The organism is Gluconobacter sp. Dm-73 (genome assembly GCF_018256215.1).
GTDB lineage: Bacteria > Pseudomonadota > Alphaproteobacteria > Acetobacterales > Acetobacteraceae > Gluconobacter > Gluconobacter cadivus.
This window is the reverse complement of sequence record NZ_JAERLW010000002.1, coordinates 295,176-308,061: the sequence shown is the minus strand read 5'-3', so window position 1 is coordinate 308,061 and position 12,886 is coordinate 295,176. Positions and strand designations below refer to the sequence as shown.

At 60.3% G+C, this 12,886-nt stretch carries 11 protein-coding genes; 7 read left to right on the top strand and 4 right to left on the bottom strand.

Features of this window, described 5'->3' with window-relative positions; all coding sequences use genetic code 11:
* Window positions 1-9: 9 nt before the first annotated feature.
* The 4 genes from JK176_RS03380 to JK176_RS03365 all read right to left on the bottom strand — a co-directional run bounded on the left by JK176_RS03380 (window position 10) and on the right by JK176_RS03365 (window position 4,213).
* Window positions 10-1,653, bottom strand: a complete 1,644-nt coding sequence (locus JK176_RS03380) for an ABC transporter permease subunit (protein WP_211586378.1) — start codon at window positions 1,651-1,653, stop codon at window positions 10-12.
* 92 nt (window positions 1,654-1,745) lie between these two features.
* A complete protein-coding gene (gene dut / locus JK176_RS03375; protein ID WP_099286379.1) occupies window positions 1,746-2,201 on the bottom strand; it encodes a dUTP diphosphatase in 456 nt (151 codons plus the stop codon).
* Between the two features lie 19 nt (window positions 2,202-2,220).
* Window positions 2,221-3,420 carry a bifunctional phosphopantothenoylcysteine decarboxylase/phosphopantothenate--cysteine ligase CoaBC gene (gene coaBC / locus JK176_RS03370; RefSeq protein WP_211586409.1) on the bottom strand — a complete coding sequence of 400 codons (1,200 nt, stop codon included), beginning with the start codon at window positions 3,418-3,420 and terminating at the stop codon, window positions 2,221-2,223.
* A 4-nt stretch (window positions 3,421-3,424) separates the two neighbouring features.
* Window positions 3,425-4,213, bottom strand: a complete 789-nt coding sequence (locus JK176_RS03365) for a class I SAM-dependent methyltransferase (RefSeq protein WP_099286381.1) — start codon at window positions 4,211-4,213, stop codon at window positions 3,425-3,427.
* A gap of 30 nt (window positions 4,214-4,243) precedes the next feature.
* Here JK176_RS03365 and mutM point away from each other — a divergent pair, with 30 nt between their 5' ends.
* The 7 genes from mutM to JK176_RS03330 all read left to right on the top strand — a co-directional run bounded on the left by mutM (window position 4,244) and on the right by JK176_RS03330 (window position 12,883).
* Window positions 4,244-5,077 (top strand): bifunctional DNA-formamidopyrimidine glycosylase/DNA-(apurinic or apyrimidinic site) lyase, encoded by an 834-nt coding sequence (gene mutM, locus JK176_RS03360; RefSeq protein WP_211574453.1) that lies wholly within the window; start codon window positions 4,244-4,246, stop codon window positions 5,075-5,077.
* A gap of 136 nt (window positions 5,078-5,213) precedes the next feature.
* The gene (gene rpsT, locus JK176_RS03355; RefSeq protein ID WP_062031354.1) at window positions 5,214-5,483 is read left to right on the top strand and encodes a 30S ribosomal protein S20; all 270 of its coding nucleotides are present in this window, start codon (window positions 5,214-5,216) and stop codon (window positions 5,481-5,483) included.
* A 335-nt stretch (window positions 5,484-5,818) separates the two neighbouring features.
* The gene (dnaA, locus tag JK176_RS03350) at window positions 5,819-7,240 is read left to right on the top strand and encodes a chromosomal replication initiator protein DnaA (protein WP_194262204.1); all 1,422 of its coding nucleotides are present in this window, start codon (window positions 5,819-5,821) and stop codon (window positions 7,238-7,240) included.
* A 90-nt stretch (window positions 7,241-7,330) separates the two neighbouring features.
* Complete coding sequence (gene dnaN, locus JK176_RS03345) at window positions 7,331-8,455, top strand: DNA polymerase III subunit beta (protein WP_194262021.1); 1,125 nt, start codon at window positions 7,331-7,333, stop codon at window positions 8,453-8,455.
* A 13-nt stretch (window positions 8,456-8,468) separates the two neighbouring features.
* Window positions 8,469-9,572 (top strand): DNA replication/repair protein RecF, encoded by a 1,104-nt coding sequence (gene recF / locus JK176_RS03340; RefSeq protein WP_211586377.1) that lies wholly within the window; start codon window positions 8,469-8,471, stop codon window positions 9,570-9,572.
* A gap of 85 nt (window positions 9,573-9,657) precedes the next feature.
* Complete coding sequence (gyrB, locus tag JK176_RS03335) at window positions 9,658-12,102, top strand: DNA topoisomerase (ATP-hydrolyzing) subunit B (protein ID WP_194262023.1); 2,445 nt, start codon at window positions 9,658-9,660, stop codon at window positions 12,100-12,102.
* The gene (locus tag JK176_RS03330; RefSeq protein ID WP_249194145.1) at window positions 12,092-12,883 is read left to right on the top strand and encodes a DUF3108 domain-containing protein; all 792 of its coding nucleotides are present in this window, start codon (window positions 12,092-12,094) and stop codon (window positions 12,881-12,883) included. The genes gyrB and JK176_RS03330 overlap by 11 nt, the downstream gene beginning before the upstream one ends.
* Window positions 12,884-12,886: the final 3 nt, after the last annotated feature.

Here is a 12,886-nt window from a genome sequence, read left to right as displayed (position 1 = left end):
GCCTGAGGTTCAGAGAGTATATTTCTGGGCCGCATTCACGGCGAGAGGTTGCAAGATCAGACGGTCGAGCAGCATGGACAGAAGCGTCAGCAGCATCAGGGCAAGGATCTGCGCACCCAAGGCGCCGCCGAGCACTTCGGACAGCAGTGTGGCGCCCAGACCGCTATCGGAAGGAACGAAGGCCTCTGCCACCATCACGGCATTCCAGACCGGCACCACAGCCGTCAGCAAACCGCCGCAGAGTTCGGGGGCGATAGCGGGCAGAAGCAGCCTGCGCCACAGGAGGAAGCCTCGCAGCCTCAGGCCGGTGGCGACCTGTCGCAATCCCGAAGGAATGGCCTTTGCCGCATCCAGCACTACAATCCCGACCAGCCAGTGTGCGCCCAGAAAAAGCAGCACGATCGCGGAATTGAGACCTAGTTCCCGACACAGCGGATAGAGCAGGACAGCCGGAAACAATCCGCAGGCCGCGACAGCATTTCGGCAGACGTTGCGCAGGAACGCCCTGCTTTCGCTGATAAGCAGACCCAAGGGGACCCACACCAGAAGGCAGAGGACCAGGGTTCCACAGACATGCGACAGCGTCAGGATACTCTCGGCGAGGTCCGAGGGAACAAGCGGCAGTAAGCCAGCATGGTAGATCGCGTAAACCAGCACAAACAGCGAAAGGACCGGAAGGATCGCTCGGGGGAACTCGCGGGCAGCCACGTCCTGTTCGGGAAGAATGCTCCGGGGGCGCCCGATCCGCCAGTTTCCGATCCAGGCGAGAGCCTCGCCCAATGTTCCGCTGAGCCAGAGCATCGGTTTTGTCCGACGCCAGATCCTCAGCAGCCAGGACTGGGGGCGAGGGCGCTCCTCCAGAGGACCTTCCGGCCGGTAACGCTGCGCCCAGCCCAGAACCGGGCGCATGACGGCCTGATCGACGAGAAGGATCAGCAGAAGAATGACGAGCGAGATTTCGACAATTCTGAGCGGGTGGTGATCCAGCATGGCGTGGAGAACTGCTGCACCACATCCTCCATCCGTCCGATGGCTCATCAGCATCATCAGACCTTCCGCAGCCAGAAGGCGCACCCAGAACGCCGGCATGGACTGCATGGCCCTGAAGGTCGTCAGCGGTACTGCGACGGGAATCTGCAATCGCCAGAAACGCTGCCATCCTGTCATCCGCAGGCCGGTGGCCACTTCGTCGAGGGCGGGTGGGAGCGTATCTTCCGCATCCAGAACAGCCGTGACGATCCGCCAGATCATGCTGGAGGCCGCAACCAGAACGATGGTCACAGAAGCAGGGAAAATAGCCGCGAAGATCCCGATCAGGCCGAGACCCGGAACGGCCCGTGCAACCGAGAGAGCGGGGATCAGGAACGCTCTGAAACGCGGCCACTGACATGCGGCTCCGGATATGAGCAGGGAGAGGATCACAACGGTCATGAGCGCCAGAGCGACATGCAGCAGGGTCAGGACTGCGGCGCTCCAGACGCCGACAGAGATACTTGGCAATGCCCCCGATACGACCGGGACCGCCGGAGCGTGTCGAACCACAAGGAGCGCGATTGCGGTGGCACAGAACAGGATCGAAAGCTCGACGCCGCTCATGCGCTGGCGCCAGCGATGCATGATCCGCAGGGGCATGGCCATCGGGCTGCCCGTCATGGTGCGTGCTGTCCTCGTTCCTGATGGAAACCAGAGGTTAAAAAAAGACCTCTGGAAGTCTCAAGTGTTTTTTGCATGCCAGCAAGCCAAGGTCAGTGGCCGGTGCTGCCAAAACCGCTGTGACCCCGCGCGGTCTCGTCCAGTGTCTCGACTTCTGACCAGCGCAGACGGGAGACGGGGGCCAGAACGCCCTGTGCGATCCGGGTGCCACGCTCGACCGTAAAAGGTTCGGTGCCCGCGTTCATGACGATAATGCGAAGTTCGCCGCGATAGTCTTCGTCGATAGTACCGGGCGAATTGGGCAGGGTAATGCCGTGCTTGAGCGCCAGCCCCGAGCGCGGACGGACCTGAAGCTCGTAGGCAGGCGGCAGGGCGATGCACAGCCCGGTCGGGACGAGGACGCGCTCACCCGGAGCGATCGTCAAAGGCGCATCCACAGCGGCCAAAAAATCGAATCCTGCGGCCCCGGCAGTGGCGTAGGCAGGGAGGGGAAGCCCCTCGGAATGAGGCAGGCGCGTGATGCGCACGTCGATCAGGTCTGTCGTCATGACCCTGTCTTACCCCGGATTATGCACCCTGTGAAAGCGGGTTGGCGAAGAACGCGACAATCCGTTCAACGAGCTGTTCCGCAACGTCGGTTTTGTCCATTTCCGGCCAGCTTTGCAGGCCATGATCGTCAATCAGGCTGACCGTATTGCGCATCGCACCGAACACGCCATGACGGACATCATTGGCCACCAGCCAGTCACATCCCTTACGCAGCCGTTTGGCCTGCGCGTTTTGCAGCACATCGTCCGTCTCGGCGGCAAAACCCACGACAAGGCGCGGACACTGAGGCGAACGGCAGAGCGTTGCCAGAATGTCGGGGTTCTCCACCAGTTCAAGCGTGGGTGGGCCGTCGCCGTTCTTTTTGATCTTACCGGAAGCGATGTCTTTTGCACGCCAGTCGCTGACGGCCGCCGTGCAGATTGCGGCATCGGCTGGCAGAGCGGCTTCACAGGCGGCGAGCATCTCGCGCGCCGTCTGGACCGGAATGCGGCGTACGCCCTCGGGGACAGGAATCGAAACCGGGCCACTAATGAGCGTGACGGTCGCGCCCCGCTTCGCCAGAGCCGCCGCGATGGCATAGCCCTGCCGTCCCGAAGAATGGTTTGACAGGAAGCGCACGGGATCGAGCGGCTCAACCGTTGGGCCCGCTGTCACAAGAACGTGACGTCCGGAGAGGGACTGGTCGGGCGTCAGAAGACGCAGAATCGCATCGCGGATCACCGGAGGTTCGCTCAAACGTCCGGCGCCGACTTCGCCACAAGCCATGCTGCCTACATCAGGGCCGATCACGGAAACGCCGCGTGCCTTCAGCAGCTTCAGATTGGCCTGTGTGGCGGGGTGCTCCCACATCCGCACATTCATGGCCGGGGCCAGCAGAATGGGGGACGTGGTCGCGAGAAGCAGTGTGGTCGCCAGATCATCCACCAGCCCGTGGGCCATCCGCGCCATGATGTTGGCTGTGGCGGGGCAGACCACGACCAGATCCGCGCTTCGGGCCAGTGCGATATGGCCGATTTCGCTTTCCTGTGTGGGTTCGAACAGCGCGTCATGCACGCGCTCGCCTGCCAGCGTTTCAAGGCTGAGCGGCGTGACGAACGCCTTCGCTGCTTCGGTCATGACGGGCGTGACGGCAATACCATCCGCCCGCAGCAGGCGCACGAGTTCGAGCGCCCGGAACGCCGCGATGCCTCCCGAGACGATCAGCAGGACGCGGCGCATGGCCTTACAGACGCCAGCCGGAATGGATGGCGGCGATGCCACCCGACAGGTTGCGGTACTGGACCTGCTCCAGCCCGGCATCGCGCATCATCTGGGCCAACGTTTCCTGATCGGGGAACATGCGGATGCTCTCGGCGAGATACTGGTAGCTCTCGGAGTCCTTGGCGATGATCTGGCCCATTTTGGGAAGAACCTGAAAGGACCAGAGATCGTAAATCGGTGCGAGGGCCGCGATCTCAACCTGCGAAAATTCGAGGCAGAAGAAGCGTCCGCCCGGCTTGAGAACGCGACGCGCCTCCCGAAGAACTGCCAGCTTGTCTGTGCAGTTGCGCAGGCCAAAGGCAATCGTCACGCGATCGACGGAACAGTCGGGGAGAGGGATGGCTTCCGCGTCCACGACACAGACCTCGATCTTGCCGATCAGCCCGGCTTTGATGGCGCGGTCACGCCCGACGGACAGCATGGCGGCATTGATGTCGGATAGGATGGCCGGGCCACCTCCAGCACGCAGCCAGCCGAACGTGATGTCGCCCGTACCGCCTGCCAGATCCAGCAGCTTCATGTTGGGGCGCGGGTTGAGCATCCCAACGAAAATGCGCTTCCAGACGCGGTGGATTCCCAGCGACATCACATCATTCATGATGTCGTATTTCCCGGCGACGCTCTCGAACACCTCCCGGACCATCGTCTTTTTCTGGCCACGCGGGACATTGCGGTAGCCGAAATCGATGGTGTCCTCGACATGTTCGGAGGACTGGAAGGGCGAGGCGTTGTGTTCTGCGCTATCGGTCATGGGGCAATCGATATATCGTTGAGGCCAGCCATGCCAGAGCTTCCAGAAGTCGAAACCGTCATGCGCGGGTTTCGTGATGCCTTCGAAGGGCATCGAATCAGCCATGTTTCCGTCAACCGCCCCGATCTTCGATGGCCGTTTCCCGCAGATCTGCGGGAGAAGCTGGAAGGTCAGCGCGTCCTCTCGTTCCGCAGGCGTGCAAAGTACATTCTCATGCGCCTTGAGGGCGGCTGGAGCATGTTGCTGCATCTGGGGATGTCGGGCCGACTCACGATCGGCAGGGCCGGGACGAATGCGACTCCGCCAGCACATGAACATCTGGTTCTGGAGACGGGCAGCGGTGCGCGGGCAGGGCTTGTCGATCCCCGGCGCTTTGGCAGCGTCGATCTTGTCCGCACAGGCGAGGAGGAGGATCATCGCCTTCTCGCGCATCTGGGTATGGAACCCCTTTCTCCCACCATGACAGGACAGGCACTGGCAGAGCTGTTTCGGGGCAGGCGTACACCGGTTAAATCCGCTTTGCTGGATCAGAAGCTGATTGCGGGTCTTGGCAATATCTATGTCTGCGAAGCCCTGTTCCGCTGCGGCATTCATCCAGAACGACAGGCCTGCACGCTGACCAATGTTGAGACGCAGGCTCTTTCAGAGGCCATTCCACAGATTCTGGAGCAGGCGATCGCGTCCGGCGGGTCGTCCCTGCGCGACTATGTGCAGGCTGACGGCACCAAAGGCGGCTTTCAGGACCTGCATCTTGTCTATGGCCGCGAAGGAGCGCCCTGCCCGAATTGCGGGGATGCCAGTCCAATCCAGCGCATCACGCAGTCCGGGCGTTCGACGTTCTTCTGCCCGACCTGCCAGAAATAACCGAGAAGGGAAGCGGGGGCGGAAAGATGCCCCCATCCTGTGTAAAATGTGCAAAACGCTTGACGGGACCTGCCAGAGGGGAGTAGAGGGCGCCAACCATTTACGCGACCAAAACGCAAAGTGAACCGAAAGATCCATGGCAAACACAGCTTCTGCCCGTAAGCGCATCCGTCAGAATGAACGTCGCCGTGAGCGCAACGTCGCCCGCATGTCCCGTATGCGTACGTTCATCAAGAAGGTCGAACTCGCCATCCAGTCCGGCGACAAGTCCGCTGCTGCGGAAGCCTTCAAGGTTGCACAGCCGGAAATGCAGCGCGCAGCAGGCAAGGGCGTGATCGCAAAGAACACGATCAGCCGCAAGCTGTCCCGCCTGTCCGCTCGTGTGAAGGCTCTGGCAACCGCCTGAGCTTCACCTTCGGGTTGGAACTGAAGAACGCGCTCCCCTCAAGGAGCGCGTTCTTTTTTGACTGCATCCCGAAACTTTCCCCAAGCGTCTGACCTTGGGTTGCTTATGGGGAACACCCCATGACATCCCGCTGAACCGTTCGTGTTCCAGCTTGCTTCGGGCAGAACGGACGCCTATCCTGAGCGTTCGACAAAAAAATATCGGATGTCTGGCTCTCCGGGATTTTCCTGCGTTCCTGATGCGGATTTTCTGTCGAGAGCACAACCGCCCTGCGCGCAGGGACCAACAACTGATGCCCGCGTGCTGCGGGACTGGATATGAAAGGGGGTACAATGGTGGAAAACGCTCAGTATCTGGACGCCAGCGCCTCCGCCCCCGGTTCGACGACACCGCTTGAGACCGCCTGGGTCCGCGTTCGTGAGAAACTGAAGAGTGAGGTTGGCGAGGTCGAATACCGGACGTGGCTCCGGCAGATCGTTCTGGGGCCACTCGACGAAGATGAACTGACTCTTTATCTGCCCACGCGATTCCTCCGCGACTGGGTTCGCAGCCAGTACGAGGAGCGCCTTCAGACGCTCTGGCGGACTGAGCGCGAAGACATCAAGGGCGTGGAGCTTCAGGTCAAGCGCGGGCTGCCCGAAGTCCCGGCGGACGACGCAGAAGACTCGGACGATGCAACAGGTCTTTCAAGTGAGACTGCACCGCAAAGCGCTGTGTCCGAGAGCCGGAGCGATCTGGCCGTCCCTCTCGATCCGCGCTTCACGTTCGACACTTTCATCGTCGGCAAGCCGAACGAATTCGCCTATGCCTGTGCGCGTCGTGTGGCCGAAAAGCCATCAAGCCCCGGCTTTAACCCGCTGTTTCTGTATGGCGGCGTAGGCCTCGGCAAGACGCACCTGATGCACGCCATCGGCACGGAACTGACCCGCACCGGCAAGGTCTCCGTGGCTTATATGTCTGCGGAAAAGTTCATGTACCGCTTCATCGCGGCGATCCGTTCGCAGTCCACGATGGAGTTCAAAGAACAGCTCCGGTCCGTTGACGTGCTGATGATCGACGATCTTCAGTTTTTAATCGGCAAGGACAACACGCAGGAAGAATTCTTCCATACGTTCAATGCTCTTGTGGATGCTGGCCGCCAGATCATCGTTAGTGCCGACAAGAGCCCATCTGACCTTTCGGGGCTTGAAGACCGTCTGCGGACCCGTCTGGGCTGCGGCATGGTCGCGGATATCCATGCCACGACCTTCGAGCTGCGCATTTCCATTTTAGAAGCCAAGGCCAAGGCGTCGGGAACGCATGTTCCGTCCAAGGTTCTGGAATATCTCGCGCACAAGATCACGACCAACGTCCGTGAGCTTGAAGGAGCGCTCAATCGCCTGATCGCCCATGCCGATCTCGTTGGCCGCCCGGTAACACTCGATACGACGCAGGATGTTCTCAAGGACATGCTGAAAGCCCACGATCGCCGCGTCACGATCGAGGAAATCCAGCGCAAGGTTTCCGAGCACTGGAACATCCGCCTGACAGACATGTCTTCTGCCCGCCGTGCGCGCGCCGTCGCTCGTCCGCGTCAGGTCGCCATGTATCTGGCCAAGCAGTTAACGAGCCGCTCGCTTCCAGAAATCGGGCGCAAATTCGGCAACCGCGACCACACGACGGTGATGCATGCCGTCAACCGCGTCACCGAGCTGATGGATCAGGACGCGTCCTTTGCCGAGGACGTGGAACTGCTGCGCCGGATGCTCGAAGGCTGACCTCGACCAGCCCCCGATCCCTCTCTTTCCCGAGGGACGGGGGTCTGCTAGGTTCTCTCAATTAATTCAAGATCTTCCCCGAGGCCCGGAATGAAATTCAAGGTTGACCGTACCCTGCTGCAACGGGCTCTGGCGCATATTCATGGCGTTGCGGAAAAGCGGAATACCATTCCCATTCTGGCCAACGTTCTGATGAGCTTTGAGGGCGATGTTCTGCGCCTGACGGCAACGGATATGGAAATTGCCGTCGTCGAAGATGTTCCCGCCACGGGTGAGCGGTCCGGCTCCACCACGGTGCCAGCTGCGGTGCTTTTCGAAATTGTCCGCAAACTGCCGGATGGTGTGGCACTTGAGTTCGATCATCAGGACAGCGAAGCACCGCTCGCGCTGCGTGCAGGCCGTTATGCCACCAGCCTGAATGTCCTTCCGGTCGACGACTTCCCAGCCATGGTCGCCGGCGATCTGCCGCATCGTTTTTCGCTCCCCGCCGCAACGCTGCGCGGTCTGATCGACCGCACCAAATTTGCGATTTCAAACGAAGAAACCCGCTACTACCTCAATGGCATCTATCTGCACGTCGCGGAAAACGGGGCCACCCCGATGCTGCGCGCCGTCGCCACGGACGGCCATCGTCTGGCGCGTGTTGAGACGGATCTGCCCGAAGGCGCGCGCGGTATGCCGGGCGTCATTATTCCGCGCAAGACCGTCAACGAACTGCGCAAGCTGCTGGATGAAGGAGCAGCCGATCTGGAAGTCTCCCTGTCCGACACACGTATCCAATTTCAGGCCGGACCAGTCCTTCTGACCTCCAAGCTGATCGACGGAACCTTCCCGGAATACGAGCGCGTCATTCCCAAGGGCAATGACCGCATCCTGCGCGTCGGCAAGCGTGATTTCGCAGCGGCTGTCGGTCGCGTCGCTGCCATCAGCCAGGAGCGTTCCCGCCCGGTCAAGCTGTCTGTCACGCAGAACATGCTGAACCTGTCCGCCACCAGCCCCGATCAGGGCGTGGCGCATGAGGAACTGGACGAAAACGCCGTCTCCTACGATGCCGCACCGATCGAAATCGGCTTTCAGGCGCGTTATCTGACGGACATTACCGATCAGATCGACGTGGAAGTGGAATTCGCATTTTCCGACAGCTCTGCGCCCACCATCGTGCGTGATACGGCGTCGCCTTCGGCGCTGTATGTTCTGATGCCCATGCGGGTCTGAACACGAGCCACGATTGAAACTGACCCGGCTCGCGCTGACGGATTTCCGGAACTATACTCACACCGTCTGGACCCCGGATGCCTCCATTCTGGTCCTGACGGGAGAGAACGGGTCCGGAAAGACCAATCTGCTGGAAGCCGTTTCGCTGCTGTCTCCCGGGCGTGGATTACGGGGCGCGTCTCTCCCTGCTTTGTGTCGTACGGGAGCCGAGCGGTGGGGCGTTGCGGCGACGCTCCAGTCCGGTCTGGATGAATTCCGGATCGGAACAGGGAGTGAGTTAAACGAAAAACAGCGCCGGACATTCCGGCTCGACGGAGAAAATATTCGCTCTCAGGCCACGATTGGCCAAAGATTTTCCTGTGTCTGGCTGACCCCGCAGATGGATCGGCTTTTTCAGGAAGGCTCCAGCGGTCGGCGGCGCTTTCTGGATCGGCTGGTCATGGCGCTCTCTCCCGATCATGGTCGCCAGATTGCCGCCCATGATCGCTCGGTTGTCAGTCGGAACAGGGTTCTGGCGGATCGTCCGACCGAGACAGCATGGCTCGCGTCCATTGAAGATTCCATCGCCCGGCATGCGGTTGCGGCCTCTGCAGCCCGCCTCGCGCTCGTTGAAAGTATGAACACGCATCCATTTGAGAATAATGGATTTTCCGCTAGCACATTGCATCTGGACTGCGCTGTTTCGAACCGCCTGGCATCTCAGCCCGCACTGGACGTCGAAGACTGGATCAGAAACAGTCTTAAGCAGTCTCGCACTGAAGACCGGCAACGCGCCACCACGTCCATCGGGGCGCACAGGGCCGATTTCACCCTTTCGGACACTGCCACAGGACGCCCGGCTGAACTGTCCAGCAGCGGACAACAGAAAGTCATGCTGACTGGCACAATTCTGTCCCATGCGCGGCTGATGACACAGGAACGGGGGCAGGCTCCCGCTATCCTGCTGGATGAACCTCTGGTCCATCTGGACGAAACCCGACGTCACGCCCTTCTCGACAGTCTTGAGAAACTGCAGGCCCCCGTTCTGATTACCGGTACGGACCGCGCGCCTTTTGCAGCACTTGAAGGCCGAGCACAGTTTTTTTCGGTCAGGAACGGAAGCATATCTGCGGCCTGACGCATGCCCACCGCTGGTCTAACCGTCCGGTGCAGGCTATACTGATTCAACAGTTTTTCAGAGTACCACGGAGACCGTCACGCGCATGTCAGAGACCCAGAACCAGCCCGAGATCCCAGGCGCAGACGGTGAAGATTACGGCGCGTCGTCCATTTCGGTACTCAAAGGGCTGGATGCCGTCCGCAAACGTCCGGGCATGTATATCGGTGACACGGACGACGGCTCGGGCCTGCACCACATGGTTTTCGAAATCATCGACAATGCCGTCGATGAAGCGCAGGCCGGGCACGCGACATACTGCATCCTGACCCTGAACGGGGATGGTTCTGTTTCGGTCCGCGACAACGGTCGCGGCATCCCAACAGATCTGCATCCTGAAGAGGGCATCAGCGCGGCTGAGGTCGTTCTGACCAAACTGCACGCGGGCGGCAAATTCAACCAGAATTCCTACAAGGTTTCAGGCGGTCTGCACGGCGTGGGTGCGGCCGTGGTGAACGCGCTGTCCGAATGGATGGAGGTGCTCATCTGGCGCAATGGTCTGGAGCACAAGATCCGGTTCCAGCATGGCGAACGAGATGAAGCCCTGCACGTCATCGGGCCGTCCACGGAAGACCGTGGCACTCTGGTTACATTCAAGCCCAGCAAGCAGACCTTTACGAAGGTCGATTTCGAACTCTCCATTCTTGAGCGCCGTGTGCGCGAGCTGGCGTTTCTGAACTCGGGAATGCTGATCGTCCTGCGTGATGAGCGTCATGCGGAGCCGAAAGAACTGCGTTTCCACTATGAAGGCGGTCTGAGCGCTTTCGCGGAATGGCTTGATTCTTCAAAAACTTCCATCGTCACACCGCCGATCGTGGGTGAGATCGACAATCCGGAAAGCGGCATTCGTGTCGAATTCGCGCTGACCTGGAACGACAGCTATCACGAGACGATGTTGTGCTTCACGAACAACATCCCCCAACGCGATGGCGGCACGCATCTGGCCGGCTTCCGTCAGGCTCTGACCCGCGTTGTCGGCAAGTATGCCGAAGGCGTGGCCAAGCGTGAAGCAGGCTCGCTGACGGGCGAAGACATGCGTGAAGGCATGACGGCCGTGCTGTCCGTCAAGGTGCCGGATCCGAAGTTCTCGTCCCAGACGAAGGACAAGCTGGTCTCGTCCGAAGTCCAGCCCGTCGTGCATGCCGCCGCATCCGATGCGATCTCCCATTGGTTCGAGACCCATCCCAAGGAAGCCAAGGCGATCGTCGCCAAGATCATCGATGCCGCCAGCGCCCGTGAGGCCGCCCGTCGTGCGCGTGAACTGACGCGTCGCAAAGGCGTGCTGGATGTGTCGTCGCTTCCGGGCAAGCTTGCAGACTGCCAGGAACGTGATGCGTCCAAGGCTGAAATCTTTATCGTTGAGGGTGATTCCGCAGGCGGCACGGCCAAACAGGGACGGGACCGTCGCTTTCAGGCCATTCTCCCGCTGCGTGGCAAGATCCTGAACGTTGAACGCGCACGTTTTGACAGAATGCTGGGATCGGCGGAAATCGGCACGCTGATTACTGCTCTTGGCACCGGGATTGGCCGCGGCGAAGTCGATCAGGGTGGTTTTTCGGCGGAAAAGCTGCGCTACCACAAGATCGTCATTATGACAGATGCCGACGTGGACGGCTCCCACATCCGTACGCTGCTGCTCACGTTCTTCTTCCGCCAGATGCCGGAACTGATCGAGCAGGGCTATCTCTACATTGCCCAGCCGCCGCTCTATCGCGCCAAGCGTGGACAAGAAGAGCGTTATCTCAAGGATGATGCCGCTCTTGAGCAGTACCTGCTGGACAAGGCGCTAGCGAATGCAACCCTCCGCTTTGCTGATGGTCGGGAACTGACAGGCGAGGCTCTGGCAGAAGAAATTACCTTCATGTCAGCGGCCGCCCGTCGCCTTCAGAGCATTGCGTCCAAAGTGCCGGTCTGGGTGATGGAGCAGGCGGCCATTTCGGGCGTTCTGGACAGCAACATCGCTGTTGCAACCTCGCGCATGACCGAATTCCAGCAGCGGCTTGATGGCGCCTCGCTTGCCAACGAGCGTGGCTGGAAGGTCTCCATTTCGGAAACCGGTCTGGAATGCGCGCGCTCCGTTCGTGGCGTGGGTGAAGTCTATCGCATTGAGCCTTCGCTCCTGCGTTCCGTAGAAGCACGCTGGCTGGTTTCGGAGTGGGAGCGTCTGGCCCGTGACTTTGCAAAACCCGTCACCCTGACGCTCGATCCGACGTCCTATGAACTGTTCGGTCCGGCCGCCATTATGGAGCGCATTCTGCTTCAGGGACGCCGCGGACTGACCATCAACCGCTTCAAGGGGCTGGGCGAAATGAATGACGAACAGCTTTGGCACACGACGCTTGATCCTTCGACCCGGACTCTGTTGCAGGTCAAGATCGGGGATGTCGAAGATGCCGGTCAGGTGTTCTCCACGCTGATGGGCGACGTTGTGGAGCCACGCAGGGACTTCATTGTCGGGAATGCTCTGAAGGTCGCCAATCTTGACGTTTAAGGCTTTTGCAGCCGCAGCCAGGCTCGTTTTAACGGCGGGGCTGATCTGTGGTTCGGCCAGAGCTGAGCCCCAGATCAACGCGGCCTATGCTGTCTATATCAAGGGCTTTCACGTCCTGAACGCCAGGACGTCCTACCAGATTCAGCCCTGGGGGTATGGTGGCAGTACCCAGATCAAGCCCGCGGGCCTGATCAGCTGGTTCGTCACGATGGACGTGACGTCGCATGTTCAGGGGCAGTTCACTCCAGACGGCAATGTGCAGCCGGTGCTGTTTGACAGCGGCGGCGTTTCACGCGGCAAAAACAGGCACGTTCGACTGGAGTTTTCGAACGACACCCCAAAGGTGGTGGATCTCCAGCCGCCAGAAACCGACCGCGAACCCATTCCAGCCGACTTGCTGCCTCATACGGTCGACACGCTGAGCGGAATGGCGCATCTGCTGCATTCCCTTGCGACGACAGGAAAATGTGACGGATCTCAGGTCATTTTCGACGGACTTCGGCTGACACAGATGGTGGTGCATGGCCCTGTCATGGTGGATATTCCCCAAGGTCAGGATGAAGCCTATTCGGGGCAGGCCATGCGATGCGATTTCATTGGTCGTCAGATCGCAGGGTTCATCAAGGACTCTCCGAACCGGGCCAAACTGGCCGCCCCACAACCCGGCGCAGTATGGTTTTTAAAGATCAGCGGTCTGGGACTGGTTCCCGTGCGGATCGAGTTCAATCATCCCAAACTCGGTCATGTCATGGTCGTCATGCAGCATGCCGTGGCTCCGTGAGCG